The 26,229-nt window shown below is 57.9% G+C and carries 29 protein-coding genes and 3 pseudogenes; 14 read left to right on the forward strand and 18 right to left on the reverse strand.

Annotated elements, in window-relative coordinates; translation table 11 throughout:
* On the reverse strand, positions 1–1,713 hold the full coding sequence (locus tag LOY56_RS07895) for a monovalent cation:proton antiporter-2 (CPA2) family protein (protein WP_258620903.1): 1,713 nt from the start codon (positions 1,711–1,713) through the stop codon (positions 1–3).
* A 209-nt stretch (positions 1,714–1,922) separates the two neighbouring features.
* Between LOY56_RS07895 and LOY56_RS07900 the strand changes: the two genes are divergently transcribed.
* The 3 genes from LOY56_RS07900 to LOY56_RS07910 all read left to right on the forward strand — a co-directional run bounded on the left by LOY56_RS07900 (position 1,923) and on the right by LOY56_RS07910 (position 3,606).
* Complete coding sequence (locus LOY56_RS07900) at positions 1,923–2,159, forward strand: glutaredoxin family protein (RefSeq protein WP_309474883.1); 237 nt, start codon at positions 1,923–1,925, stop codon at positions 2,157–2,159.
* A 164-nt stretch (positions 2,160–2,323) separates the two neighbouring features.
* Entirely contained in the window at positions 2,324–2,644 is a 321-nt protein-coding gene (locus LOY56_RS07905) for a transcriptional regulator (RefSeq protein WP_258620905.1), read from the forward strand.
* Positions 2,645–2,715: 71 nt separating this feature from the next.
* Positions 2,716–3,606, forward strand: coding sequence for a pseudouridine synthase (locus LOY56_RS07910; protein WP_258620906.1), 891 nt, complete (start codon positions 2,716–2,718; stop codon positions 3,604–3,606).
* A 74-nt stretch (positions 3,607–3,680) separates the two neighbouring features.
* Here LOY56_RS07910 and LOY56_RS07915 read toward each other — a convergent pair whose 3' ends face one another.
* Together LOY56_RS07915 and mobA are read right to left on the reverse strand one after the other, a co-directional pair.
* The gene (locus tag LOY56_RS07915) at positions 3,681–3,902 is read right to left on the reverse strand and encodes a YgdI/YgdR family lipoprotein (RefSeq protein ID WP_039770418.1); all 222 of its coding nucleotides are present in this window, start codon (positions 3,900–3,902) and stop codon (positions 3,681–3,683) included.
* Positions 3,903–3,978: 76 nt separating this feature from the next.
* On the reverse strand, positions 3,979–4,581 hold the full coding sequence (mobA, locus tag LOY56_RS07920; protein WP_258620907.1) for a molybdenum cofactor guanylyltransferase MobA: 603 nt from the start codon (positions 4,579–4,581) through the stop codon (positions 3,979–3,981).
* An 81-nt stretch (positions 4,582–4,662) separates the two neighbouring features.
* Here mobA and moaB point away from each other — a divergent pair, with 81 nt between their 5' ends.
* Both moaB and glp read left to right on the forward strand, forming a co-directional pair.
* A complete protein-coding gene (moaB, locus tag LOY56_RS07925) occupies positions 4,663–5,202 on the forward strand; it encodes a molybdenum cofactor biosynthesis protein B (protein ID WP_258620908.1) in 540 nt (179 codons plus the stop codon).
* The gene (glp, locus tag LOY56_RS07930) at positions 5,186–6,412 is read left to right on the forward strand and encodes a gephyrin-like molybdotransferase Glp (protein ID WP_258620909.1); all 1,227 of its coding nucleotides are present in this window, start codon (positions 5,186–5,188) and stop codon (positions 6,410–6,412) included. The genes moaB and glp overlap by 17 nt, the downstream gene beginning before the upstream one ends.
* A gap of 64 nt (positions 6,413–6,476) precedes the next feature.
* On the opposite strand, the gene LOY56_RS07935 is transcribed toward glp, so the two are convergent.
* Complete coding sequence (locus tag LOY56_RS07935; protein ID WP_258620911.1) at positions 6,477–6,785, reverse strand: hypothetical protein; 309 nt, start codon at positions 6,783–6,785, stop codon at positions 6,477–6,479.
* A 324-nt stretch (positions 6,786–7,109) separates the two neighbouring features.
* On the opposite strand from LOY56_RS07935, the pseudogene LOY56_RS07940 reads away from it, so the two are divergent.
* Positions 7,110–7,274: pseudogene (locus LOY56_RS07940) on the forward strand (lipid kinase YegS); the annotation flags it as partial.
* 62 nt (positions 7,275–7,336) lie between these two features.
* Here the strand turns inward: LOY56_RS07940 and LOY56_RS07945 are convergent.
* From LOY56_RS07945 to LOY56_RS07955, 3 genes are all read right to left on the reverse strand, one after another.
* Entirely contained in the window at positions 7,337–7,996 is a 660-nt protein-coding gene (locus LOY56_RS07945; protein WP_258620913.1) for a response regulator transcription factor, read from the reverse strand.
* On the reverse strand, positions 7,993–8,886 hold the full coding sequence (locus LOY56_RS07950; RefSeq protein WP_258622587.1) for a sensor histidine kinase: 894 nt from the start codon (positions 8,884–8,886) through the stop codon (positions 7,993–7,995). The genes LOY56_RS07945 and LOY56_RS07950 overlap by 4 nt, the downstream gene beginning before the upstream one ends.
* A gap of 422 nt (positions 8,887–9,308) precedes the next feature.
* Complete coding sequence (locus LOY56_RS07955; protein WP_258620916.1) at positions 9,309–9,779, reverse strand: hypothetical protein; 471 nt, start codon at positions 9,777–9,779, stop codon at positions 9,309–9,311.
* Positions 9,780–10,239: 460 nt separating this feature from the next.
* Between LOY56_RS07955 and LOY56_RS07960 the strand changes: the two genes are divergently transcribed.
* Both LOY56_RS07960 and LOY56_RS07965 read left to right on the forward strand, forming a co-directional pair.
* Positions 10,240–11,175, forward strand: a complete 936-nt coding sequence (locus LOY56_RS07960; protein WP_030132292.1) for a chemotaxis protein CheV — start codon at positions 10,240–10,242, stop codon at positions 11,173–11,175.
* A 136-nt stretch (positions 11,176–11,311) separates the two neighbouring features.
* The gene (locus LOY56_RS07965; protein WP_258620919.1) at positions 11,312–12,118 is read left to right on the forward strand and encodes an MOSC domain-containing protein; all 807 of its coding nucleotides are present in this window, start codon (positions 11,312–11,314) and stop codon (positions 12,116–12,118) included.
* 73 nt (positions 12,119–12,191) lie between these two features.
* Here LOY56_RS07965 and LOY56_RS07970 read toward each other — a convergent pair whose 3' ends face one another.
* The 5 genes and pseudogenes from LOY56_RS07970 to LOY56_RS07990 form a co-directional block, all read right to left on the reverse strand.
* The gene (locus LOY56_RS07970) at positions 12,192–12,476 is read right to left on the reverse strand and encodes a pyrimidine/purine nucleoside phosphorylase (RefSeq protein ID WP_007895072.1); all 285 of its coding nucleotides are present in this window, start codon (positions 12,474–12,476) and stop codon (positions 12,192–12,194) included.
* 74 nt (positions 12,477–12,550) lie between these two features.
* The gene (locus LOY56_RS07975; RefSeq protein WP_258620921.1) at positions 12,551–13,099 is read right to left on the reverse strand and encodes an exonuclease domain-containing protein; all 549 of its coding nucleotides are present in this window, start codon (positions 13,097–13,099) and stop codon (positions 12,551–12,553) included.
* A 71-nt stretch (positions 13,100–13,170) separates the two neighbouring features.
* Positions 13,171–13,296, reverse strand: a pseudogene (locus LOY56_RS07980) (biotin/lipoyl-containing protein); the annotation flags it as partial.
* Between the two features lie 44 nt (positions 13,297–13,340).
* Complete coding sequence (locus LOY56_RS07985; RefSeq protein ID WP_258620923.1) at positions 13,341–14,255, reverse strand: SDR family oxidoreductase; 915 nt, start codon at positions 14,253–14,255, stop codon at positions 13,341–13,343.
* 28 nt (positions 14,256–14,283) lie between these two features.
* Positions 14,284–14,667 (reverse strand): annotated as a pseudogene (locus tag LOY56_RS07990) (acyclic terpene utilization AtuA family protein); the annotation flags it as partial.
* Between the two features lie 133 nt (positions 14,668–14,800).
* Here LOY56_RS07990 and LOY56_RS07995 point away from each other — a divergent pair.
* Entirely contained in the window at positions 14,801–15,427 is a 627-nt protein-coding gene (locus LOY56_RS07995; protein WP_258620924.1) for a TetR/AcrR family transcriptional regulator, read from the forward strand.
* Between the two features lie 92 nt (positions 15,428–15,519).
* Positions 15,520–16,314 carry an ABC transporter substrate-binding protein gene (locus LOY56_RS08000; protein ID WP_258620925.1) on the forward strand — a complete coding sequence of 265 codons (795 nt, stop codon included), beginning with the start codon at positions 15,520–15,522 and terminating at the stop codon, positions 16,312–16,314.
* Between the two features lie 115 nt (positions 16,315–16,429).
* Here LOY56_RS08000 and LOY56_RS08005 read toward each other — a convergent pair whose 3' ends face one another.
* On the reverse strand, positions 16,430–16,978 hold the full coding sequence (locus tag LOY56_RS08005; RefSeq protein WP_258620926.1) for an RNA polymerase factor sigma-70: 549 nt from the start codon (positions 16,976–16,978) through the stop codon (positions 16,430–16,432).
* 334 nt (positions 16,979–17,312) lie between these two features.
* Between LOY56_RS08005 and LOY56_RS08010 the strand changes: the two genes are divergently transcribed.
* Positions 17,313–18,137, forward strand: coding sequence for an alpha/beta fold hydrolase (locus LOY56_RS08010; RefSeq protein WP_258620927.1), 825 nt, complete (start codon positions 17,313–17,315; stop codon positions 18,135–18,137).
* Positions 18,138–18,189: 52 nt separating this feature from the next.
* Here LOY56_RS08010 and dsbG read toward each other — a convergent pair whose 3' ends face one another.
* Genes dsbG through dsbD form a run of 3 tightly spaced genes read right to left on the reverse strand, consistent with a single transcriptional unit; the run spans position 18,190 to position 21,535 of the window.
* Positions 18,190–18,957 carry a thiol:disulfide interchange protein DsbG gene (gene dsbG, locus LOY56_RS08015; protein WP_258620928.1) on the reverse strand — a complete coding sequence of 256 codons (768 nt, stop codon included), beginning with the start codon at positions 18,955–18,957 and terminating at the stop codon, positions 18,190–18,192.
* Positions 18,933–19,799 (reverse strand): TlpA disulfide reductase family protein, encoded by an 867-nt coding sequence (locus LOY56_RS08020; protein ID WP_258620929.1) that lies wholly within the window; start codon positions 19,797–19,799, stop codon positions 18,933–18,935. Before LOY56_RS08020 ends, dsbG begins: the two co-directional genes overlap by 25 nt.
* On the reverse strand, positions 19,799–21,535 hold the full coding sequence (gene dsbD / locus LOY56_RS08025; protein ID WP_258620930.1) for a protein-disulfide reductase DsbD: 1,737 nt from the start codon (positions 21,533–21,535) through the stop codon (positions 19,799–19,801). The genes LOY56_RS08020 and dsbD overlap by 1 nt, the downstream gene beginning before the upstream one ends.
* A 153-nt stretch (positions 21,536–21,688) precedes the next feature.
* On the opposite strand from dsbD, the gene LOY56_RS08030 reads away from it, so the two are divergent.
* The 3 genes from LOY56_RS08030 to LOY56_RS08040 all read left to right on the forward strand — a co-directional run bounded on the left by LOY56_RS08030 (position 21,689) and on the right by LOY56_RS08040 (position 24,291).
* Positions 21,689–22,369: a response regulator gene (locus LOY56_RS08030; protein WP_258620931.1), complete on the forward strand. Its 681-nt coding sequence runs from the start codon at positions 21,689–21,691 to the stop codon at positions 22,367–22,369.
* Positions 22,366–23,691 (forward strand): ATP-binding protein, encoded by a 1,326-nt coding sequence (locus tag LOY56_RS08035; RefSeq protein WP_258620933.1) that lies wholly within the window; start codon positions 22,366–22,368, stop codon positions 23,689–23,691. Before LOY56_RS08030 ends, LOY56_RS08035 begins: the two co-directional genes overlap by 4 nt.
* A 114-nt stretch (positions 23,692–23,805) precedes the next feature.
* Positions 23,806–24,291, forward strand: coding sequence for a GNAT family N-acetyltransferase (locus LOY56_RS08040; protein ID WP_258620934.1), 486 nt, complete (start codon positions 23,806–23,808; stop codon positions 24,289–24,291).
* A 111-nt stretch (positions 24,292–24,402) separates the two neighbouring features.
* Here LOY56_RS08040 and LOY56_RS08045 read toward each other — a convergent pair whose 3' ends face one another.
* Together LOY56_RS08045 and LOY56_RS08050 are read right to left on the reverse strand one after the other, a co-directional pair.
* Entirely contained in the window at positions 24,403–24,861 is a 459-nt protein-coding gene (locus LOY56_RS08045) for a VOC family protein (RefSeq protein WP_258620935.1), read from the reverse strand.
* 156 nt (positions 24,862–25,017) lie between these two features.
* Positions 25,018–26,121 carry a sigma-54-dependent Fis family transcriptional regulator gene (locus tag LOY56_RS08050; RefSeq protein ID WP_258620936.1) on the reverse strand — a complete coding sequence of 368 codons (1,104 nt, stop codon included), beginning with the start codon at positions 26,119–26,121 and terminating at the stop codon, positions 25,018–25,020.
* Positions 26,122–26,229 lie beyond the last annotated feature (108 nt).

The following is a 26,229-nucleotide window of genomic DNA, read 5'->3' on the forward strand; positions in this document are numbered from 1 at the left end:
TTACTGTTCCTCATCGTCAGCGCCAGGGTAAAAACCGTGTAGCAGGCGATAGCGGTCATGCCGTACCTGGTCAACCCGGTCTTGCACCTGCTGGCCGGGTATGCCCAGCATGATCAGTGCGTGGGAGGCGAGCATCAGGCTCGACTCCAGCAACTCGGGGACGACTTCGCTGGCACCGGCCGCCTTCAACTCGGCCAACTGACTGTCGTCCCGTGTGCGCACCAGGATCGGCACGTTCGGGTTGAACCGGCGTGCCTCCTTGAGTATCAACAGCGCGATGTCCGTTTTGTCCACGGCAACCACCAGCAGCCTGGCGCGTTCCAGCCCTATCGCAACCAGCAGTTCGCCGCGACGTGAATCGCCGTAATGAACACAGCTTTCATTGACGGCTGCTTCCTGAACCCGAACCGGGTCGGTGTCCAGCGCTATATAGGATTGATGAACATGACGCAGGAAGCGCCCGATGGACTGACCTACGCGACCATAGCCACAAATCACTACGTGATTGTGCAAGCCTGCGTTGAGCGCGCTGATTTCTTCGAGTTCGGCTTCTTCGTTGGGCTTGCGGTGCAGGCGGGTGGCGATGTGGGGAGCGGCGCGCAGCAGTAAAGGCGTCGCCAGCATCGAGCAGAAAGTGGCGGCCAACAGCAGGCCACCAAGATCGGCGGGCATCAGTTTGTTCTGCTGCATCTGCGCCATCAGGGCAAAGCAGAATTCACCTCCCTGAGCCAACGCCAGACCGCTGCGCCAGGCGGTTTCGCCATCGCTGCCGCGCCATTTGACCAGCAGCGCGACCACAGTGCCTTTGATCAGCAGCAACCCCAGCGTCAGACCGAGAATCGGCAGGCCGTGGCTGACGAACAGCCGCAAGTCGATCAGCATGCCGATACTGACAAAGAACACCCCGAGCAGAATGTCCCGGAACGGACGGATGTCTGCCTCGATCTGATGTCGGTAATGGCTTTCTCCCAACAACATACCGGCGAGAAACGCGCCCAGGGCAGGGGAGAGGCCGAGAAGGTGAGTCAGCCAGGCCGTCAGCAGAACGATCACCAGCGCCAACAGCACGAACAGCTCAGCGGACCGTGATGCGGCGACTTCATGGAACAGCCGTGGCAGAAGCCAGCGACTGACCAGCAGCAAACCGATAAACAGCATCAGGGTCTTGCCCAGCGTCAACGGCAGCGCCCAATACCAGGCCTGATCGCTGGTACCGGCGAACACCGGCACCAGGGTCAGCAGCAACACCGCGACCACGTCCTGGAACAGCAGCACGGCAATGGCATTCTGACCGTGACTACTATAAATCTCACCGAGACTGCTCAACTCCTTGCTGACAATGGCGGTGGACGACAGCGCCAAACCGGTACCGAGTAACAGTGCAGGCGTGGTCGGCATGCCGAACAGCACCAGCAAAACTCCCAGCACAATCCCGGAACCCAGGACTTGCAGGCTGCCCAGGCCAAATACCACCTGGCGCAGGGCGAGCATTTTCGACAGGGAAAACTCAAGCCCGAGGGAGAACAGCAAGAACACCACGCCCAACTCGGCAAGGTCGGGTAACTCTTCGCTTTCATTCACCCAGTTGAACGCTGTCGGCCCAATCATCAGCCCCACGCACAGGTAGCCCAGTACCGGTGGCAAGCGCAGGCGCTGGAATAGGGCAATCACCACCAGAGAGGCGGTGAAGATGATCAACAGATTGGCGAACACAAAAAGCTCCGGTAAGGGGTCTGGCTACTCAAGCGTAGAGGCAAAAAAGAAACGAGCATCGCGCAAAGGGCAGTTGAAGCGAATGATTTGCGTCAGGAGTTTGCCGAAATCTCTTGAAATCAGCCATTGCTCGGACAGGTGGGGCATCGGCTCGACTGCTTTGGATAGCGGGCCTAGAATGAGCGCTTACTTCGATGGGTCTTGTCGTCATGCTTCCTGAATGTCAGCTGTTCGGCACCCTTGGTTGCCATCTCTGTGAAGTCGCCGAAGCCATGCTGATGGAATTTGTCGAGCGTGGTTTGTTGGTGGAGCTGGTGGATATCGCTGAGGACGAAACGTGGTTCGAAGCTTACAGTCTGCGTATTCCGGTGTTGCGTCGGGTCGATACCGGCGCTGAGCTGGGCTGGCCGTTCGGTGCCGATGAAGTGGTGGCGTTCCTGCGGTAGGGGGGACGGCGACAGTGTTCCCGCGTGTCGAACTTTATGATTGATACCTTGGCTAAACCGATGTTATTCGGATACTGTATGCGTATACAGTTATTCCGATTGCCTGCCATGCTTTTCCCTGTTTCGGGTTTGGCAGCCGATCCCGGACGTCAGAGGGATGAACCTTGGTCAATGTCGAGCAATTGAAGAACAGCGTGAACCGGATGTCGGCGGACGTGGTGCGTGAGGCCGTCCTCGAATTGCGTTTGGATGGCCTGGTCACGGAGGGAAAAACGCCCTTCAACAAATTGCATTTCAATACCTGTTTCGCCGAAATCGAAGCCTTGTTCCAGCGTGCGGGCTATCACCGGGAGCTAGATGTCGTGGGCTATCAGGGTTTGTTGTATGCGCTTTATGATCCGGGGCGCTGGGAAGCGGTCGATGTGCTGCGCTGGCTCAAGGAGTACACCGAAGCGGCCGCACGCACGCAGTCGATACCGGCCTGAGGATTCTCTTCTAGGTTCGTTCCTGCCATTGTTGGATAATGCCGCCTGCATTGAGGGTTAGAGCTTTTCGTATGTCCACTTCATCTTTTTCTGCTGCACATAACCAGGCCAGCACGCTCTATCTGCCGCCGGGGCCGTGGCAGACCGTACTCGATTGCCTGTGCGAACACTTCAGCGCCATCAGTCGTGAACAATGGCTGGACAGAATTGCTCGCGGTCGTGTCCTCGATGGGCAAGGCCTGCCGATTGCTCTGGATCTGCGTTACAAGGAAGGTCTGCGGATTCATTATTTTCGTGAGGTGCCGGACGAAAAGCCGATCCCGGTGGTGGAGTCGATCCTCTATGCCGACGAGCATTTGGTAGTGGCGGACAAGCCGCACTTTCTGCCTGTGACTCCGGCGGGGGAATACGTGGAGCAGACATTGCTGCGACGGCTGATCCGTCGACTGGATAACCCGCATCTGGTGCCTTTACATCGCATTGACCGGCATACGGCGGGGCTGGTGTTGTTTTCAGCCAACCCTCAGAGTCGGTCGGCGTATCAATCCTTGTTTCCTACACGCCAGATCGAAAAGCGCTATGAAGCAATCGCCCGGGCATTGCCTGAGCACTCCTTCCCGCTGGTCCATAAAAGTCGACTTATCGACGGCGAGCCGTTTTTTCGCATGCAGGAAGGTCCGGGCGTCAGCAATACCGAGACGGCTGTCGAGGTCAGGGAAAAAAACGGTGAACTCTGGCGTTATGCGCTGTATCCGGTGACGGGCAAGAAACACCAGCTGCGAGTTCACATGACAGCCCTGGGAGCCAGCATATGCAATGATCCGTTCTATCCGCAGGTGCTCAAGGACGTTGAAGATGACTATGCTAATCCCTTGAAGCTGTTGGCCCAAGGGTTGCGATTTGTCGATCCGGTGACGGGTAATGAAAGAGAATTTGAAAGTGCTATCACCTTGCAATGGTGATCATAGGGCCAACTCTTCAGCCACGAAAAAGCCCGCTTTTAAAGCGGGCTTTTTCGTGGCTGACGCCGCAAAGATTACAGCTCTTTAACGGTACGAACCTGATCCTTGTTGATGCGGGTGTGCTTGCCATCCAGTTGTTCGAATTCGTAAAAGCCTGAATCTTCATCGTACTTAGGCGCGTCGACGGCCTGGATTTCTCGACCGTCATTCAAGGTAATCACTGTAGGCGATGCACAACCGGCAAGGGTGGCAAGGCCTAGTGCGAGCATGAAAGTGGCGAGGGTCCGTTGAGTCATGAGTGTGTCTCCGAATGGGAATTCTTTTGGTTGCTGAGCTTGAGACGTATACAAAACGCGCAAGTTCCTTCGCGGGTCAGTCTGCCACAGTGTGGTGCGTGCTTAACAGTTCTGGCGTATTGAGATTGGCCAGGCGAGCGTCGTTATCCGGGCATTGCAGGGCTGTGGCGCCCAGTTTGCGCATAAGGCGACCCGGGCTGCGCTCGCCTTCGTTCCAGGCGGTCTCGAAAGCCGCTGAAAGAGCGACGGGGATCATGCACAGCAAAGGTTCCCAGTGTTCGCCATGGCGCAGCATCAACGGTTTGTCCGGATGCTGTCCGGCGGTTTCACGCATACTCTGGAGCAGCGCGGCATCGATGCGTGGCACATCGCACGGCAGCACGAGTAAGTAGGCATGACGGGCCGCCTTCAGGCCTGCGCGAATACCCGCCAATGGCCCCGGAAAGTCGCCTTCATCGTCATGCACCAACTGATCCGCATAAGGCGCATATTTTTCCAGGTTTCTGTTGCAGGAGATGATCAGGTCATCACTCAGCGGGCGCGTCTTACGGTGCAGATGCGCGATCAGTGGCTCGCCGTGCCAATCCAGCAAACCCTTGTCCTGACCGCCCATGCGTTGGCCGCGCCCGCCCGCCAGGAGCAGAATGGAGCAAGGCGCCAGAGGTGTATTCGAGGTCATCGCTCTTCTCCATGGGGGCGGCGAAAAAATGAGGCGCTGTGATATAACACCGGGCTGTTTCTCCTACAACTGGACGAGCCTATGAAAGCCAAGGCTGATGTACCTTTCGCACCGCTCAATATCGCGGTGCTGACTGTCAGCGATACCCGTACCCTGGAAACCGATACCTCAGGCCAGGTCTTCGTCGACCGTTTGAGTGCTGCCGGTCATAACCTGGCGGCCCGTGTACTGCTTAAAGATGACCTCTACAAAATTCGCGCGCAAGTCGCCAACTGGATTGCTGATGAGGTCGTGCAGGTGGTGCTGATCACCGGTGGTACCGGGTTCACTGGTCGCGACAGTACACCTGAAGCCGTGAATTGCCTGCTGGATAAGCAGGTCGATGGTTTTGGTGAATTGTTCCGGCAGATATCGGTGGCGGATATCGGTACCTCGACGGTTCAGTCCCGGGCCTTGGCCGGTCTGGCCAATGGCACGTTGGTATGCTGTTTGCCGGGCTCGACCAATGCCGTTCGCACCGGTTGGGACGGCATTCTCGCCGAGCAACTGGATTCTCGTCATCGTCCGTGCAATTTCGTGGCCCATCTGAAACAGGCGGCACCCTGTGAATCCCGCGGGTAAGCCAGGCAAGACTGGCAGTCTGATGGCTGTCGAGGTGGCACTGGCGCGTTTACTGGAAATGGCCGACGCCTCGAGGATTCATGAGCATGAACGCTTGCCGTTGGCACAGGTTCAGGGGCGTGTACTGGCCGCTGACCTGATTTCGACACTTGATTTGCCACCTTGGCCCAACAGTGCCATGGACGGTTATGCCTTGCACTTGGCCGACTGGACGGGAGAGCCGTTGGTGGTCAGCCAGAAGGTTTTTGCAGGTCAGGCACCGGAGCCCTTGAAACCGGGTACCTGCGTGCGGATTTTCACTGGCGCGCCAGTGCCCGCGGGTGCGGACTGTGTCCAGATGCAGGAGAACGCCGAGGTTCAGGCGGATAAGCGGGTGAGTTTCACCGAGACCATGACTCCAGGACAGAACATCCGTCCACAAGGTCAGGAAGCCACCGTCGGTGAGTTGATTTTGCCCGCTGGAACGCGTCTGGGGCCTATCGAGCAGGGGTTGGCGGCATCGCTGGGCTGCGCAGAGCTTGCCGTGATTCGCAAGGTTCGTGTTGCGGTCTTGTCTACCGGTGATGAGTTGATTGAGCCAGGTCAGGCCCTTGGGCCAGGACAGATCTACAACAGTAATCGAGTATTGCTGTGCAGTTGGTTGCAGCGTTTGGGTTGTGTGGTGATTGATGCCGGTATTCTTCCCGATGATTTAGCGGCCACTCGTGCCCGCCTGGGTGAGCTGAAGGATGTCGACCTGATTCTCTCGACCGGTGGCGTATCGGTGGGGGAGGCCGACTTTCTGGGTATTGCCTTGCGGGAAGCGGGCGAATTGACTCTGTGGAAGCTTGCCATCAAGCCAGGCAAACCGCTGACCTTCGGGCATTTTCGCGGCGTGCCTGTGATTGGTTTGCCCGGCAATCCGGCGTCGACCCTGGTGACTTTTGCTCTGTTGGCAAGGCCCTACCTGTTGCGCCGCCAAGGCGCAAAAGAGGTTGAACCCCTGAAATTTCAGGTGCCGGCAGGGTTTGTCTGGCCAAAGGCCGGTCACCGACGTGAGTACTTGCGCGGACGTCTGGAGAATGGCCGGGCAATTGTCTACAGAAATCAGAGCTCTGGCGTATTGCGCAGTGCTGCCTGGGCTGACGGTCTGGTAGAAGTGCTGGAGGACCGTACGCTGATCGAAGGCGATTGGGTGAGCTTCATCCCGCTGAATGAAGTCTTGAGCTGAACAGGTGCTGGTTTGTTCACGCAAGCCCGGGTGGTTACATCGGGCTTGCGTACATGACGATGTCTTAATGTGCCAAAAGTGTCAGCACCTGGTCGAAGCGGCTGTTGGCGATCCAGGTCAGAAGTCCCAGGATCACGGCTGTTCCGCCAGCTGAATAGGCAAGCCTGTGCTTGATGGATTTGACGTCACCCCGGACTTCATCCATGTCTCTTCGAATGTATTTGAGGTGTGTTTCCAGTTCAATGACGCGAGGTTCCATATCAACTTCTCCGGTGGGCTTTATGCTGTTTTTGAAGTCAGCCTGATGATGGGCGCGATTTTCTGCGAACGGCGCGACCGGAGTTACCGGTAGTCTGAAGTCATGGCTATGCATGGAGTAGCTGGCTCCTTGCATTAGAATCACTCAAGTGATCGATGCCGTTATTGCTTGCGCTTTTTGAGGGCCTTATGGGGGTTCCCTTCATTTGTTTCACGTCCCTGTGTAAATTAACGGGTGATGACTGATTACGAAGACACCACGGTGTACCAATTGCCCTGGTGGGTCAATTGAGCCGATTCCTCACGTTTTGTAAGAAAAAATACCACTCTGTAGGACTCATGTTCCTTTCCCTTGGACATAATTCAAATCCTGGAAATTTTTATGAGGGGCTGTGGGGTCAACATATCCCATGGAATTGGAATAAGGGAGTGGTAAAAAATGAGTGAGCGCAAGGCGCTATTGATTCTGCATGGCAAGCAGGCACTCAATGAGGAGGTCCGTACGGCTGTCGAAGGCAAGCGCCAGCAGGGCTGGGAGTTGGCTGTTCAACTGACTTGGGAAACCGGTGATGCGCAGCGGTGGGTGGAGGAAGCGCTGACGGCGCCCGGCGGCATTGCGTGTGCATTTTCCCGAGAGCTCGCCGCTGCTGAGCGTCTTGAATCCAGCTAATCGTCCAGACTGATGATTTGCTCGCGCACGGCGAACAGCACCAGGCCGGCCACATCGTAGATCTGCAGGCGTTTCATGATCTGCGAGCGATGGGTTTCGACCGTTTTTATGCTCAGCCCCAAGCCATTGGCGATTTCCCGGGTAGATTTTCCGCGAACGATCAGTCGCAGGATTTCCAGCTGACGTGCCGTCAGGTTGTGAGAGCCCTGGGTTTTCGCTTGAGTTTTCTGGGTTCGGATCAGCGCCTGATTGATGACGGTGTGGGCAATGGCCGGGCTCAGGTAGCGTTCGTTATTGCGCAGGGCATCCAGAGCATGTTCGAGCTCGATGGCCGTGGTGTCTTTGAGCAAATAGCCATGAGCCCCTGATTCCAGGGCCTGCATGATGAGCGCCGCGTCGGTGTGCATCGACAATATGAGCACTTTGCTCTGCGGGCGTGCTCGTTTAAGTCGTTGCAAGGCTTCAAGGCCACCGGTTTCCTTCATGGAAATATCCAGCAGAATGATGTCCGGGGATAGCTGCTCGACCAACTCGACCAGTTGCGAGCCATCATTGGCCTCTCCGATTACCGCGTAGCCGGGAATATCCAATACCAGAGCGCGCACGCCAGCCCTGATCAGCGAGTGGTCGTCCACCAGAAGTAAGTTACAAGTCAACGCATAACCTTATTCGTGCTGGCGCGTTCCAGCGCACGGGGCGCCCAGGGGAAGAGCGCTTCGATTTGAGTGCCTTTGCCCGGTTCGCTGATTACGGTCAGTGTGCCACCTAACTGATCGATTCGTTCCGACATTCCGGCCATTCCGCATTGCCCTTCGCGAGCGGGATGTGCCGCTGGCGCGAAACCCAGGCCATCGTCGCTGATCAATAGCGTCAGGCCTTGAGGCAGGCGTTGCAGGCGAACCAACAAATTTCTGGCCTCGGCGTGGCGCAGTACATTGGTAATCGACTCTTGAGTGATTCGGAACGCCGCCACCGCCATTTCTTCCGGTATGCCCGTCAAGCGTTGATGGCATTCCAGGCTCCAGTGCACGGAGGTATTGGCCAAAGTCTTGAGTAAATGCGCACGCAAACTGGCTTCCAGCCCGAGGCTGGCGAGTTGCCGTGGATTCAGGATGGCCGAGACGTCACGGACCCTGGCCAAAGTTTCGTCCAGCGTATCGCACAGTACCGAACACTGATCTTGCAGTGCTTGAGGTAATCGGCGTTTGAGCCATTCACTTTGGAGTTTTGCGGCGGTCAGCAATTGACCGATGTCATCGTGCAATTCTCGACTGAGTCGGTGTCGTTCGTTTTCCTGCACTTCCAGTAGACGGTCAGCGAGTTCTTGAGGTTGAAACTTTATCGATTTGCGCGAAAGGCGATATCCCGCCCAGACGCACGCCAGCGCCACACTATTGAGCACCAGCAAACTCATCGGTATAGGCAGGGACAAGCTATAGACCAGCAGGCTGCCAAGCGCCGAGCAAATGCACATTGAAAGTGTGAACAGGCGCGCGTTTTTTCGAGAGGATGGCCATCGGGTAATTGACTTGAGGCTGGCGTACATAGCGGATGGAGCCAATGGATGTTCGCTGCGGGCAGACTGGCCAAAGGGTTGACGAGTCTCTGTGTGGAAAATACAAGTCGCCGTCAAACAGCTGCAATGCAGTAAATACAACCTTCAATAGGACAGGCTGGAATCACTCTGCCATTAATTGACGTCAACTAATGGTCGGCATAATACCACTTAACATACCGTTGGTCGCGTTTGATATATAGCGCTCTATCGCCAGGAAATGCAGTTGTGGACGATGGTTCCATAATGGAAAAACGTTCGATAATGTAGAAGGATGACCGATAGCCAAAGTAAGGTTTTTTTTATTGATAGACCCTGTTTGAAATAGACAGGGTCATGATTGATATGAGCGCACCCAAGTTATAGGACAATGTCAGGTAATAAAAAATGCAATACGAACAGGACCGATAATTTTACGCTTGCCGTTCCGAAAGCGAAACGAGCCTGAACGGTCTGGAATGGGGTGGCGGTTGAAACCGACGTTGTCCCACCTGAAACGCAAACGCTTCAATCAGCGAAGTTTGTTCACTGTCATCGAGACCGAGTTTGCCGGTCGTCTGGTCAATGAGTTCGAGTTGCCAAGCCATTAAGGTGAAGCAGTTCTTGAGCGCGTCCAGAGCTTGATCGTTCAGGTCCATGTGGTGCTGAGCCTGGCTCAGCAATCCATGAATATGCAACGAGAACTCCGAAACCGGCACCAGTGCCAGGGCATCGGCTTTGCTCGATAGCTTGAGAAGGGTGCTGAGCATGCAATCGATGGCGTCCTTGTCATTGCTGATCAGTTGCAAATGACTCAGACATTCCTCGGATTTGGCCAAGAGTGTTTCAGCCTCGACGAGGAACTCTGAAAATCGATGAGCCCACTCGTTGGTGTCGTTTGGCATGCTTATCTCCACAACGTCATGTCAAATGAGGGAATGTCGTGTGTGCCGACGAGAATCATGCGTGTCCTGGCGCTGCCAGGCCTCCGTGAGATCGCACTCCGGCAATGAGCACAGACTGGGGAGCTCGAGAGGGTAGATGGCCACTGACCTGCGATTGCACACAAAAGCCTGACTCCGTTCATGCAATGAGAATGGCGTCACATTAATGGCTATTGGATATTGCGAATATCAGGTTAGGCCTGATTGTTACTAGGGGAATCCCTTACGCAGGGGAACCTAACGAGCAAACCGAGGTCGCCCCGAAGGGATTGAAGCAGATGAAACTCACGGAGCCAGTAAAGCATGATGTTAATGTGACATCAATGCTTGATCGTGGCATTTTGACTGGGGGTCAAGCTCCGGCAGAAACAGCCGATAACTCCCTTTAGTGAATTCATTAGAACAAGCCCAGGAGTCATCAATGGCCGGCATTCTCGACACGGTAGACCAACGCACGCAACTGGTGGGTGAGAATCGCCTGGAAATTCTCATGTTCCGACTGGCCGGGCGCCAATTGTTCGCGATCAATGTCTTCAAGGTCCAGGAAGTGCTGCAGCTGCCGAAGCTGACCCTGATGCCGCAGCGTCATCCCTTTGTCTGCGGGGTGGTCAACCTGCGTGGCCAGACGCTGCCGGTGATCGACCTGTCCCAGGCGATCGGCATGCGTCCGCTGGTGCCAAGCCCCACCAGTACCATCATCGTCACCGAGTACAACCGTTCGGTGCAGGCGTTTTTGGTCGGTGGCGTGGACCGCATCGTCAACATGAACTGGGAAGCCATTCTGCCGCCGCCGACCAGTGCCGGTCGCCAGCATTACCTGACCGCCATCAGCAAGGTCGATGACCAGTTGGTGGAAATCATCGACGTTGAAAAAGTCCTGGCCGAAATCGTTCCGTACAACGCCAAGGTATCGCGCGACAAACTCGATGATCCGGTGCTGGAACGCGCCCGCGGCCGTGAAGTGCTGCTGGTGGATGACTCGAACGTGGCACTGTCGCAATTGCGCGATACCTTGGGTCAGTTGGGTGTGAAGATGCACATCGCCAGCGATGGTTTGAAGGCGCTGAACATGCTCAAGGCCTGGGCCGATACGGGTGAAGTCATGACGGACAAGCTGCTGATGATTTTCACCGATGCGGAAATGCCGGAAATGGACGGCTATCGCCTGACCACCGAAATCCGTAACGACCCCCGTTTGCGCGGCCTTTATGTGGTCCTGCATACCTCGTTGTCGGGTAGCTTCAATGACTCGATGGTCAAGAAGGTCGGCTGCGACAACTTCCTCTCCAAGTTCCAGCCCGACAAACTCGTCGACGTGGTGCGCCAGCGCCTGATGCTCGATGCAGTGCCTGCCTGATAGCGATCTGGAAGAGCGAGGTGGCAGGGTTTGGGGCTGCTGCGCAGCCCAACGGGGCGAGTCCCCTCGCCAAGGGCCTTTGATTCGGCAATCAAGCTCGTATAGGGTGGCGTTTTTACCCACCAAGGAGCTGGCCATGCTGCGTCTGAGCGCGCTTTATCGTTTTCCGTTGAAATCCGGCAAGGGCGAGCCCCTGAATCAAGTCAGCCTGGACAAGCTGGGGCTGGACGGCGATCGACGCTGGATGCTAGTGGACGAGGCCAGCGGGCGCTTTCTGACCCAGCGCGCGGTCGCGAAAATGAGTCAGCTGTCAGCGTTATGGAATGTCGACGGTGGTTTGACCCTCAGTGCTCCGGGCCATTCACCGATCGATATCGCCTTGCCCGCCAACGACGCAGAGCTGCGTGGTGTGACCATCTGGCGCGATACCTTGCGCGTCCCCGATGCCGGCGATGCGGCGGGTGCCTGGGTCAGTGAGTTCATCGGCAAGCCGACGCGCCTGGTGCAAGTGCCGCTTGATCGCGCACGGACCACCCAGACTGGCTACGGCAAGGAAGACGATCAAGTGGCTTTTGCCGACGGCTTTCCGTTGTTGCTGATTGGTCAGGCGTCGCTGGAAGACTTGTCGAGCAAGGTCGGGCGGCCGCTGGAGATGTTGCGTTTTCGGCCCAATCTGGTGATTGAGGGCAGTGAAGCGTATGCCGAAGATAGCTGGAAGCGCATCCGCATTGGCGATGTCGAGTTTCGCGTGGTCAAGTCCTGCTCACGCTGCATTCTAACCACCATCGACCCGCAAACCGGTGAACGCAGCGAAGATCGTGAACCACTGGCCACCTTGCAGAAATACCGCACCGAGGCCGACGGCGCGATGTTCGGTCAGAATCTGGTCAACGACGGTAACGGCCGCCTGGAAGTCGGCATGCCGGTGACGATCCTCGAATAAAAGCCCTTCAAAATGAAAAAATGCCCGTGTTCAAGAACACGGGCATTTTTTTGTTGCTGTGAAACCCGGGGGGTTAGCCGCGGTATTCGCACAGGTAAGCGGTGTCGACGGCCACTTTCAGCTGGAACTTGCTGTTGGCGGGCACGTTGAACTGGCTGCCGGCGGCGAAGGTTTCCCAAGTATCGCTGTCAGGCAGTTTGACGGTCAGGGCGCCGGACACCACGTGCATGATTTCACGCTGGCTGGTGCCGAATTCGTATTCGCCCGGTGCCATGACGCCGATGGTCGCTGGACCTTCAGCGGTGCCAAAGGCGATCGACTTGACGGTGCCGTCGAAGTACTCGTTGACTTTAAACATGGGCGGTTCCTCGAAAAGGGCTAAAAAGGGCCGGCCAGTATGCACAAGGTGTCGATAGGCGTCACCTCCTGCACTCAAGGATTAGCAGGGAAAACCAGCGGTAACAAACGCGCCGTATTGCGCGCGTCTTCCAGCGCCCGATGCTGCTGACCGTTGAACTGCAGGCCCGCCAGTTGCAAGGCTCCATTAAGCCCCAGCGGGCGCTCGAGCCGACGAGCCTTGGCGAAGCGTTGCTTGAGGTTCATGTGCGGCACCCGGCTCAAGGCGCTGTCGAGTTGCAGGCGCTGCCAGTCTTGAAGCAGTTGTTTGCGGTCGTAATCGCCCCAACTGGCCCAGCCTTCCAGGCGCGCGTGATGTTGGCCGAGCCAGCGTTCGAACAACGGCCAGATGTCGGTGAGCGGCTGTGCGGCATCGATATTGGCCTGGGTGATGTGGGTCAGTTCCTGGCAAAACGGCGTTAATAAGGGCCGGCGCAACGGGCGCACGAAGCGCTGGAAGTGATCCAGTTCCTGGCCTTTGCGGTCCACGAGAGTGGCACCGATTTCGATGATTTCCATTTCTGTTACTGGCCAGCCACCCTCATCGGTGGTGGCTTCCAGATCAATGACCAACCAGTGAGGCATCGCAGGGTTCCTGGTATCCGCGTCCCGATAGGGCTTGAGCGTAGCCAAACCCGGCGGATCCGCCTAGCGGCTTATTCGACCTCCAACAAAATCTGACGATTTTTTACCTGATCGCCTACCTTGACCTGCAGGCGTTTGAATACGCCGTCGATTGCCGATTTGAGCGGATGCTCCGTTTTCATTGCTTCGAGCACCATCTGCGTGCGAACGGGGTCTAGCCTGCCTTGGATGACCGGCATGGTTACTCCTTGTCGCTTGGCTCGTCTGGTTTGGATTCGTCCGGTTTGAGTGCGTCGGGTCGCAGTACCTCGGGTAGATAGGCGCGGTGAAAACCGTTGTACGAGTGACTGTTCTGCGCCTTGTGCATCGGCCAGGCCCGCCCGCCGAGGCTGGCGGCACCGTCGATGCGTAACGTGCTGCCGCTGACAAACGCGGCTGCCGGGCTGAGCAGGAAAACAATCGCCGCGCTGATTTCCGACTCGGTACCGATGCGCTTGAGCGGCACGTGTTCGCACAGGGTCGGGATCACGGCCCGGAACGCGCCCTCGTAGGTGTCCATGCCGCTGGAGGCGACCCAGCCTGGCGCGACGGCGTTGACCCGCACGCCGGCATAGCCCCATTCAAACGCGGCGGTCTTGGTAAAGTTGTCCATGCCCGAGCGCGCGGCGCCTGAGTGGCCCATGCCGGGCATGCCGCCCCACATATCGGCGAGCATGTTGACGATGGCGCCGCCGTGCTTGCTCATGGATTGATTGAACACCTCTCGGGCCATCAGAAAACCGCCTACCAGGTTAGTGCGCAATATAGTTTCGAAACCTTTTTGATTGATCGACGCCAGCGGAGAGGGGTACTGCCCGCCGGCATTGTTGACCAGCCCATGAATCGGCCCGTGTTTGCGGATCAATTCGCTGACCAGTTGGATGACCGCGTCTTCATCGCGGATATCGCAGACCTGCCAACTGGCTTTACCGCCGTCTTCGGTGATTTCAGCGGCGACCTTTTTCAGTTTCTCGGCATTGCGCCCCACCAGCAGTACGTGCGCGCCGAGGGCTGCGAGCTCGTGGGCGGTGCAACGACCGATGCCGCTGCCGCCGCCGGTGATAATGATGTTTTGGCCCGCGAACAGGTCGGGTTTGTAAATCGAGTCATAAGCCATGGCGACGGTCCTCTAGTTGACCTGATCGGCGAGCGCCGTGCACCTGCACCGCGTTTTTGCCTTGTTGCACGAGTTTGACCTGACTGAAATCGCACACCACGTCGGGCAGCAGATAGGCCTGCGGATCGCCGATTTCATAGAGCATTTGCTCGCCCACCGTCAGGGTCGTGACCAGGCCGCCGGAGCTGTCGGGTTTGCTGACGATAAAATGGCCGTCGGCACTGACTTCGACGATCGGAAAACCGATGTGTTCGTAATCGGGCACGTCGCGCCAATCGGTGAAATTGCCGCCAGTGCACTGGGCACCCCCTTCAATAAGGCGGCCGGCCAATGCCGCCTGGGCGAGTTTGTCGTAGTCGTGCCACGACCAGCCGAACTCATGCACCAGCGCGGCGCTGACCATGGCGCTGTCGGTGTGAAACGCCTGAGCTATCTTCTGCCCAAGCGCTTGCTTGGTCGCCCCCGCCAGCTTAAATTGCCCGCGCAAACTCGCTGTTTTAGCGGATGAGCGGCGCAATTGATCGATCGACTGTAGGAGAGAACGGGTGGACGAGCAAAAAGCCCTGAGGGTGATGCGCGAATTGGTCGACAACGGCCAATTGACCGACCCGGACAGCGCCCGCGGCAAACTGCTGCAAGTGGCCGCTCACCTGTTTCGCAATAAAGGTTATGAACGTACCACCGTGCGCGATCTGGCTGGTGCGGTGGGCATTCAATCAGGCAGCATTTTTCATCACTTCAAAAGCAAGAACGAGATCCTGCAGGCAGTGATGGAAGAAACCATTCGCTACAACACTGCATTAATGCGCGCAGCCCTGGCCGAGGCTGGCAGCGTACGGGAGCGGGTGCTGGCGCTGATTCGCTGCGAATTGCAATCGATCATGGGTGGCAGCGGCGAGGCCATGGCGGTATTGGTGTATGAGTGGCGTTCGCTGTCTGAGGAAGGTCAGGCGCAGGTTCTGGCGCTGCGTGATATTTATGAAGACATCTGGCTGCAGGTGCTGGGCGAAGCCAAGGATGCCGGTTTTATCCGTGGCGACGTGTTTACCACCCGTCGTTTCCTGATGGGCGCATTGTCCTGGACCACCACCTGGTTTCGTGCCGACGGCAGCATGAGCCTCGATCAATTGGCCGATGAGGCCTTGATTCTTGTGCTTGAAGAGCGGCAGTAAGCCGTCTATCTCGGCAAGAAACTGGCTAAGTTGGCGAAACCGCCTAGCGTGTATGCATTGATGAGTATTTTTTTGGGGAGTGGTCTGTTTTGATGTCTTCACCAATTCGAACGGCGTCGCGGCTTTTGCTGGCGGTGCTTGCTGTGTGCTGGGTGTTGCCTTCTCAGGCTGCACAACTGGTGCGGGTCGGTGCCGCGCATTTTCCACCCTATACCGTGCGCCCGGAGTCCGGTGCCGACACCGGTCTGTTACCGCAACTGGTGGAAGCGCTGAATCAGTTGCAAACCGACTATCGGTTTGAGCTGCTCCCCACCTCGATTCCTCGACGTTTCAACGACTTCAAGGAAGGCCGGGTCGACATGGCGATTTTCGAGAATCCGGACTGGGGCTGGAAGGACATCCCGCATACCCTCGTCGACATGGGCCTGGAAGACGCAGAAATCTTTGTCGCGCAGAAGAAACCTGATCGCGATGAGAATTATTTCAAGGACCTGAACGGTAAGCGCCTGGCGCTGTACAGCGGCTATCACTACGAGTTTGCCAATTTCAATGCCGATCCCAAGTATCTGGCAGACGCCTACAAGGCCACGCTGACGTATTCCCATGACAGCAATTTGCTGATGGTGCTGCGCGCACGAGCGGACATTGCGTTGGTAACACGTTCCTACCTGAGCGATTACCTGCTGCGTAACGAGAAAGTCGGCGAGCAATTGCTGGTATCGCAACGGATCGATCAGGTTTATCACCATTACGCGCTGATCCGCCCCCAGGCACCGATCACGGGCGAAACATTCGGCAAGTTGCTGCAAGGCCTGCGGGACAATGGGCAGATGCTGAAGATTTTCGATCCGTACAAAATTGCTCTGGTGCCAGTGCGCAAGCCCTGATTCGTACCCCTGATGAATACCATGAATCGCTTGTTTGGTGACGCGCTTAAATCCTGCTCCGGGTCATGACCGCCAGCGTGAGCGTTACGGTCTTGAGTCAGCCTTCGCGAAGCTTTTAACGGCGTGCAAAGGTATCCGCACGACTGCCCGACACCTTGCAGCAATGCACCAGCGCATCACGAATCATGAAGTTCACCAGGGTTGGTGAGACGCCGAGTTCCTTGGCGATGTCTTTTTGCGGCACACCGTGCAGGCGGTACATTTCGAAGGCGTAACGGGTGCGGCCGGGAAGCTCCGTCAGCGCATCGGCAATGTTTTCCAGGGTCGAGAAATTCATGTGCGAGTTTTCCGGCGAAGCGCCCTGAATGACTACGTTCAGACCTTCCTCTTCCGGGCCCGAATACTTCTGCTCCAGCACCTGCTTGCGGTAATGATCGATCGCCAGATTGCGCACGATCTGGAACAGATAGCTGAGCTGCGCCTTGATTGACGAGGTGATTTGTGGCGCCGATTGCAAGCGGAAGAATGCATCCTGCACTACGTCTTCGGCGCGGGATCGGCAGCCAGTGATGCGGGCGGCAATCTTGATCAGAATCGGTCGGTTGTCGACGAAGGCCTGAAGTAGCGGTGAATCGCACGTGCTTGTGGATACTTGTTCCGTCATTGGAAATCACCTGGCTGCCAATAGAGTCGTGGGACGATGGAGGATCGGAGTCGTCCTGCACATCGAGCGCCAAATTATTATTAATGATAATTACTGTCAATTGAGAAATAGAATTATTTCCTCGGGAGTTGGCCACCTGAGTACAGCGACACGCTGACTCACCTCGCTGGCCATGCAAATCGTCTCTCGTACCCACCAGGCCTGCGACGTCGAATTTTTTGAAGCGGCGCTGCAACCGCGAATCACCCGCAAAGGTCCGATTGACTGCCGGTCCCCGCCGGCACAGTCTTCCTGTGCTTTTCAATGGATCCGAATTTCACCAGGGAGACAGTCGATGCCCTTCGTAACGGTTGATGGACAAGCGCTTCACTACTTAGATCAAGGCACAGGCCCTGCGGTGCTGCTGGCCGGCAGTTACCTGTGGGACCAAGCCATGTGGGCGCCGCAGATTGCGGTGCTGTCGCAGCACTATCGGGTCATCGCGCTGGACCTGTGGGGCCATGGCGAATCCGGGCGGATGCCCGAATGCACGACGTCGCTGGATGACGTGGCGCGCCAGGCACTGGCCTTGCTCGATCATCTGGATATCGATCGCCTCACACTGGTCGGTCTTTCGGTCGGTGCCATGTGGGGTGTTCGACTGGCGCTGTCGGCGCCGCGACGGCTCAACGGTCTGGTGCTGATGGACACCTATGTCGGCGTCGAACCGGAACCGACCCGCCAATACTATTTCTCGTTGTTCAAGCAGATCGAAGACAGCGGGGTGATCTCGCCTCAACTGCTCGAGATTGTGGTGCCGATCTTCTTCCGTCCGGGCATCGATCCGCAATCGGCGTTGTATCAGGATTTTCGCGCTAAATTGGCTGCGCTGCCGGCCGACCGCTTGCGTGAAAGTATCGTGCCCATGGGGCGGATTACCTTTAGTCGTGATGATTTGCTGCCGCGTCTGGGTGAACTGAACCCTGCAACCACGCTGTTGATGTGCGGCGATCAGGACAAACCGCGACCAACGTCGGAAACCAAAGAAATGGCCGGGTTGATCGGTTGCCCGTATGTGCTGGTGCCGGAGGCGGGGCATATTTCCAATCTGGAAAATCCGGCATTCGTCACCGAGGCGCTGCTGAGGTTTCTGGCCGACAGAAATCCGTGTAGCGCCTGAAAAAAAGATCGTCCGAACGCGGCCCGAGCCTTCGGACGATCTTTTGATCTTGCTATTTGGGTCCCAGAATCTTCACCAATTTATCCGGCGTCGGCGCGCCTTGCTGCTGTTGCAGCTGGCCCTTGTCGTCCATGTAGAAAATCGCCGGGGTGGCGGCCAGTTCCAGTTCTTCCATCAACTGCATGTTCGCGGCGAATTTCGCCTGAATCGCCGGCGGCACGTCTTTCAACGCTTTGAGCGAACTGTCCTTGCCGGATTTCTCGTGGTCTGCCAACGCTTTTTGCGGGTCCTTGGCGGCCAGCAGCGCGGCGGATTTGCCCGGGCTGTCTTCGCGAATGATGCCGACCATGATGTGCCGCAACTGCACTTTGCCGGCCTTGACCCATGGCCGCGCCTGTTCCCAGAACATATTGCAGTACGGGCAATTCGGGTCGCTGAACAGATAGACGATTCGCGGTGCGTCCTTGTTGCCGTCAGCGATCCAGTTGCTGGCTTCCATCTTGCCCCAGACTTCTTTGGCCATTGGCGCGTAGACCAGTTTCTGCAAGGGCGCATTGCTCAGGTCATTGCCTTCGGCGTCGTACAAATTGCCCAACAGTACATGTTTGCCGTCCGGGGTCAGGTACAACGCCAGGCCGCGATTCTGGTATTGCGCCGCATAACCGCGCAGGCCGTCGGGCGCGTCGAAGGTGCCGACAATTTTGGCGCCCTTGGCTTCGATCTTCTTGATCGCTTCAGGCAGCTCTTCGGCCTGTACCGACGGCAGGTGCAGCAGGGCGGCACCCAGGGTTAACGTCAGCAGGTGGCGGAGGCGGAGCATGGCAGTTTCCTTGAAGGCGTGGCCGAGGTGGCCGGGTTCGGGGTGTCGAAGTTTTCCAGGGCGCGAACCAGGCTGGCTTCAGAGAGTTCACCCAGATGACTGCCCAGCAGGTGCCCGTCGGGGCTATAGAACAGCGTAGTCGGCAATGCCATGGAGCCCACGGCCTGACTCAAGCGACCGCGGCCATCGAACAGCACGTTTGTCAGGCTCAGGCCCTGGGTTTCGAGGAAGGTGCTGACGCTCTGCATGCTTTCGGCCTGGTTGACGAACAGGAAGGTCAGATCCGGGCGTTGTTGTTGGGCGTTTTCCAGCACCGGCATTTCCCGGCGGCACGGCGGGCACCAGGTGGCCCAAAGATTGATGACCAGCGGACCGCCCTGGTAGTCGCTGAGCTGTATGGTTTGGCCGGCGGCATTGCGCAGGGTGATCTGCGGCAGGCGCGTGCCTTGTTCGTAAATATTCAAGGAGAACGTCGCCAGCAGCCAGAATGCCAGACCGCAGCCTACGCCGAAGCCTAACGGGCGACGCAGGGCCGGGCGGCGCCAGCCTCGATACAAGGCGGCGAGCAACAGCACGACCACCCCGGGCCAGGCGAGAAAACCACCGTCGCGCAGGTCGATGATCTGCCACGGATCGTTGCGATACTGCGCCCAGTAGGCGATCACGAAACCGACCCGGGCCGCCAGCATGCCCAGCAGGAACAGGCTGAACAGCACCGACTCGGGGTTCTCACCACCACGCTTGGCCACCCGCCAGCCGACCAAGGTCGCCAGCGCCAGGGCACTGATCAGCAGCAGGTGGTTAAGCGCGATGGCAAAGGTGCCGAGGGTAAAGGTCAGCATTAACGAGCGTCTCGGGTGATGGTCCAGCGTTGCAGAAAGGTGCCGGCATCGACTTCGCCGGTGATGCGCTGGTTGCGGCGCTCGATGCCGTCGGTGCCAATCCACAACAGGCTTGGCGGCCCCGGCACTTTGTAACGGCCGAGCAATTCGCGGCTGGCGGCATTGTCGGCGGTCACGTCCAGCCGTAGCAAGCGCACATCGCTGAGCGCTTGCAGGACCTGCGGCTTACCGAAGACCTGTTTTTCCATGACTTTGCACGACACACACCAGTCGGCGTAGTAGTCCAGCAGCACCCATTGACTCTGGGCCTTGGCCGCGTCGAGTTCGCGTTGCAGGGCGGCGGGCTCCTTGATCGTGGCGAATGCCTCATGCGCGCTCGGCGCGGCAGTGCCGGTACGGCCGGCGCTGTACACCTGCAACGGCTGATACGGATCAGCACTGCCGCCCGCCGCACCGACCACCAGCAGGCTGCCCCACAGTCCCAACAACAGCGAACTGGCACCGAACAGTTGGGCGACGCGGCCAAAGCCTTCAGACTGTTTCCAGGCGCTGTAGGCCGCGATCAACATTAAGGCGCCACACAGACCGAGCCACAACGATTCATCCAGTACTGGACGTAGCATCAGCAACGCGGTGGCCAAGAAGAGGAAACCGAACACCCCCTTGAGCAGATTCATCCAGGCGCCGGGTTTGGGCAGGAAGCGATTGCCGACGGTCACCAGCAACAACAGCGGCACACCGATGCCGATACCAAGAGCGAACAGAATCAGGCCGCCGTGCAAGGCATTGCCGCTCTGGGCGATATAGAGCAGGGCCCCCGCCAGCGGTGCGGTCATGCAAGGACCGACCAACAGGCCGGACAAAGCCCCGAGTACACCGGCACCGATCAGGCTGCCTCCGCGCTGATTGCGCGAAACATGCTCCAGCCGATCTCGCACGGCCACTGGCAACTGCAGTTCGAAGAAACCGAACATCGGCAAGGCCAGCAGCACGAACACCGCCGCAAAACTGCCCAGCAACCAGGGGTTCTGCAGCAGCGCTTGAAGGTTCGCCCCGAGCAGCGCGGCCAGAACGCCCATCGCCGCATACACCAACGCCATGCTGATCACGTAGCTGCCGGCCAAGGCAAAACCGCGTCTGGGCGTCGCCCCACTGCCAACGATCAAACCCGCCAGAATCGGCAGCATCGGTAACGAACAAGGGGTGAAAGCCAGCAGCAGCCCCAAGCCGAAGAACACCAGCAGGCTCCAGCCCAGAGCCCGTTGCTTTAGGCCGCTGGCAAGGGCCTCGTCGGGCGCCTCTTCACCAAGCACGGCGAGGACATTACTTGCGCCAACGTTGACCACTTGAGTCTGCGGTGGATAACACAAACCGGCATCGGCGCAGCCCTGAAAGCTCACTTTGATCTGACCTGTGGCTCCGGCCGGAATCTTCAGCTCCAGGCCCTGGCGATAGACCTGTTGTTCGCCGAAGAACTCGTCGCGATGGGACTCGCCCTCGGGCAGAACCGGCACTTGCTCCGGGGCCAGACCGTCGAATTTCAGGCGTTTCTGATACAGGTAGTAATTGTCGGCAATTTGCCAATAGAGCTGGGTTTCCCCGGACTCAAGGCGTTCGGAGGTGAAGATGAACGCTTTTTCCACCGGGAGAAAATCGGCTTTGGTCTCGAACGGATTCGTTGCTGCCTGGGCTACGCCCGAGATCAACAGAACAACGAATAAAAACAATCGACGCATGGGTAAGCCTTATCCCTGTGCAAGTGAGGTGCACAGTGGCGGCTGGAGATTAACCGATGATTAACCACACCCGCCTTGTGACTATGGCACTTGCGGCATAATGTCCGCTTAATCGGCTATCGGCCTAATCACCTTTTTTCTACGGGGCTCACCATGCACGTACTGGTTTGCGAAGACGATGAGCTGATCGCCAGCGGCATCGTCGCCGGGTTGACCGCTCAAGGTCTGACTGTCGAGCACGTCGCCACCGCATCAAAGGCCCGAGCGATGCTCAAAGTCGCGGAGTTCGACGTCATGGTGCTGGACCTCGGTCTGCCCGATGAAGACGGTCTGAAACTGTTGCAGCAGTTGCGTCAGCATGGCCTGGAAATCCCGGTGCTGATCCTCACCGCGCGGGACTCGGTCACCGATCGGGTCGCCGGCCTGCAGGCTGGCGCCGACGACTACCTGCTCAAACCGTTCGACCTGCGCGAACTTGCCGCGCGCCTGCACACCTTGCTGCGACGAGTAGCGGGACGCAGCGTCAATCTGATTGAGCACGGTCGTTTGACCTATGACCCGAGCAGCCGCGAAACCCAGCTCGGCGGTCAATCGGTGGATTTATCGCGCCGCGAACAATCGCTGTTGCAAGCCCTGCTACATAACCGTGGCCGGGTACTGTCCACCGAGCAACTGAAGGACAGCGTCTACGGTTTCAACGACGAACTGGAAAGCAACGCCCTTAACGTCCATATCCATCACCTGCGGCGCAAACTCGGTAACGGTATCGTCGAGACTGTGCGTGGCCTGGGCTATCGCCTGGGGCCGGCCGATGGCGGAGAGCAATCGAAGTGATGAGCCTGCGTTTGCGGCTGAGCCTGACCCTCGGCGCCGCGTTTGCGCTGATCTGGGCCCTGGCCGCCGCCTGGATGCTCAGTGATCTGCGCAACCAGATGATGTTTTCCCTCGACCAGCGGCTGGTGGCGTCGGCGCGGATGGTCGCCGGGCTGCTGGAGCAACTGCCGACCTTGCCGAGCAAGGGCGAGGGGACTCATTTCAGTGCAGAACAGCTGAGCATCCCTGGCGGCATGGCCTGTCAGGTCAGCTCGTTGCGCGGTGAAATCCTGGCCCGCAGCCACAGTAGCCCCGAACAAACCCTGGAAGCCGAAAAAATGGGCTTCCACGATCAAATGATCGACGGCGCGCCGTGGCGCAGCTTCACCCTGGCGCGGGGGGATGTGCGGATTACCACAGCAGATCGGCAGATCGAGCGCGAAGCGCTGAACATGTCCATTCTGCTGGCGGCTTCGGTACCGGTCGGCGTGGCGCTGCTTGGCTGCTTGTGCCTGTTGTGGCTCGGCATCGGTCAGGGATTGGCACCGCTCAATCGTATGCGCGATGCGTTGATGCGGCGCAATGCCGATTCCCTGGAACCGTTGCAGATCCAGCCGCTGCCCAGTGAGTTGCAACCGTTGCTGGAAACCCAGAATCAGCTGTTCCAGCGCATCGGCAAGACCATCGAGCGCGAGCGACGCCTGACCGGTGATGCTGCACACGAATTGCGTAGCCCGCTAACCGCCATCAAAACCCATCTGCAAGTGGCGCGCATGACCGAAGGCAGCGCCCGGGATCAGTCTTTGGCCCGAGCCGAAGAGGGCGCTGACCGGTTGCATCGCACGCTTGAACAATTGCTGCTGCTGGCGCGCGTCGAGGGTAGTCTGTCGTTCGATGATGGGGTGCAATGCAGCGCCGAGCAGGTGGCGAAACTGGCGATTCAGGATGCCGCCAACGGTGATCGTCAGCGGATCAGGTTTCAGTTGCCAGCCACATTCTCCGAGGCGCCGCTGCAAATGCCCGCGGTGCTGTCGATTGCGGCATTGCGTAACTTGCTCGACAACGCCCTGCGCCATACCCCAAGTGATAAGGCGGTGCAATTGAGCCTGGAAACCATCGACAATCGCGTGCACTTTTTGGTCCGCGATTACGGCCCGGGGATTGCCGAAGATGATTTGCAACACCTGACCCAACGCTTCTGGCGCAATGGCCAGAGCACCGGATGTGGCCTCGGCCTGGCGATTGTCCAGGCCATCGTCCAGCGCTGCGGCTGCACCCTGCATTTCGACAGCCGGCCGGATGGTTTGCGGGTTGAATTGACGATGCCGTTGCAGTCGGTCTGACGCCTTCGCAATCTTCCATACACACCAAAAGTAACGTCTCTCCATTAGCCACCCGGCCCCCACAGCGTTATCGTTCCCGGCAGCTTTGACTCAATGGATTGAGGTAACAGCGCCATGGATGCATCGATACACATCTGCAAGGCAACGCCTGCCGACGCCGGCATCATCAGCCGGATTGTCGAGCGCTCCATTCGCGTCGGCTGCGCGCTCGACCACCGCAACGATCCGCGAACCGTCGCCACCTGGACCCACAATAAAACCATCGAACACGTTCAGCCCTGGCTGATGGACCCGCGGTTGTACCTGAACATCGCCCTGCGGCAGGAAAAACCGATCGGCGTCGCCATGGCGGCAATCAGCGGCAAGGTCGCGTTTTGTTATGTGCAGCCGGAATGGTTTCGACGAGGCGCCGGACAAGCGTTGGTGCAAGACCTCGAGATGTGGTTGATCGCTCAGGGGGTGCCTCAGGCGCGGCTCAACAGCACCCGTACCGGCGAAGCGTTTTATCATCGTCTGGGTTACCGGGCTTGCGCTGAAACCTTTACCGTGGCCGGACTCCACGCCGTTCCCATGCACAAGACGCTGTCGCCATCTTCATGAAAAGCGGATCGAGGGTCTAAATCCTTGAGGTCCTGATGCGTTTGCATTCGCACATCGGGTTATGGCCCATCGCGAGCAGGCTCACGATGGCCGGATCAGATACAGAAGTCCTCAACCCTGCTTGAACATCTCCTTGGCCCGCTGTTCGATCTGCTCCTGAGTCAGATTCTCTTTACGCGTGGCCAAAAACCACAAATGCCCATAGGGATCCTTCAAGGTCCCCGAACGGTCGCCGTAAAACTGATCCTTGACCTCAGACACCACCGTGGCACCGGCATCGATGGCCTGTTTATAGGACTTGTCCACATCGTTCACATACAAATGCAGGCCCACGGACGGCGACGTGTCCGGGTTGCTCAGTGGTCCCTCGTCACACGGTGTTCCGAGCATGATCGGGCAGTCGCCGATACGCAGTTCGGCATGCCCGATGCCGCCATCGGGCATGGACAGGCGCATGACTTCGGTGGCGCCAAAGGCTTTTTTGTAGAAGTCGATGGCTTCGGCAGCTTTCTGTATGCCCAGATAAGGGGTGATGCTGTGATACCCCTCTGGAATAGGTTTGACGCTCATGGCGGTTCTCCTTTTGTCGGGAGGTTAAGGTGTTCCTTCGCCGATTTCCGGTCGAGTAAATATAGGTCAGCCCCTTCCCCGCAACCGATTGCCCGACGAGCAGCAGATGATTTCCTAAAATCTCATCGTCGACTGGCAGGATGTCATCGCGATCGGCTAGATCGACAACTGCATCAAACGCTCGCCCTTCAGGTTTTCCGTCGGTCGGCGTTTGTTCACCGCCAGTTCGCCGATCCTGATCAGCCGAGTGCGCGTCACATTGCGGCTCAGCCCCAGCAGGGCGGCAGTGTGCACCTGGTTGTAGTGGCTGAAACGATAGGCTGCCCGCAACAACGCATCTTCGACTTTCTCGTGCAGCGCGCCGGCCTGTTCTTCGAAGAGTTTTTGAAAGGCTCTATCGAGCAAGGCTTGCGATGAGTCGTCGACACCGCTGTGATGGTCGTCCTGACGTTCTATGCGCATGTTCGACAGGCGTAAATCATCACGCTCGATCACACCGTTGCGGCAGATCAGCAGGGTGTGGTGGATGACATTTTCCAGTTCTCGGATGTTGCCCGGCCAGCTGTAACTGCGCAGTTTGTGTTCGGCCTCTCTGCTGAGGGTGATGCTGCCGTAACCCAGGCGCTGGCTGTAGACATCGATAAAATGCCGGGTCAGCGGGAGGATATCGCCGGGACGTTCGCGCAGCGGGCTCAGTTCCAGGCTGACCACGTCGAGGCGGTAGTACAGGTCTTCGCGAAAGTGCCCGGCGTTGATGGCTTTTTCCAGTTGCACGTTGGTCGCCGCCAGCACTCGCACATCGATAGGAATACTCTTGCGCGATCCCAGCCGCACCACTTCGCGCTCCTGCAACACCCGCAGCAGTTTCACCTGAATTGCCATTGGCAAATCGCCGATTTCATCAAGAAACAAGGTACCGCCATCGGCCTCTTCGAACCAACCGGCCTTGGCATTCAGCGCGCCGGTGAAGGCGCCTTTTTCATGGCCGAACAGCTCAGCCTCCACCAACGATTCGGAGAAAGCGCCGCAGTTAACCGCCACGAACGGGCGGTTACAACGGGCGCTGAGATTGTGGACATGCCGCGCCACCAGTTCCTTGCCGGTGCCGGTTTCCCCGATAATCAGCACGCTGGCTTCACTCGGCGCGACCTGCTGCAAGTGCGCGAGCAGGGCCTGGGATTTAGGGTCTTCGAACACCTGCGCCGTGGCGCGTATCGAGATGGCCAAGGCAGGCGAAGACGGTAAGGTCAGCAATTGCATGGGAAAGGTTCCACGAGTTGAAAGCTATGAATGGACGCATGAGTTGCTTATAAGGGTTGTCTGTTATTCCGCAAAAGATATATAAATAATATTTATATGCATTTGTGG

Source organism: Pseudomonas sp. B21-048 (assembly GCF_024748615.1).
GTDB lineage: Bacteria > Pseudomonadota > Gammaproteobacteria > Pseudomonadales > Pseudomonadaceae > Aquipseudomonas.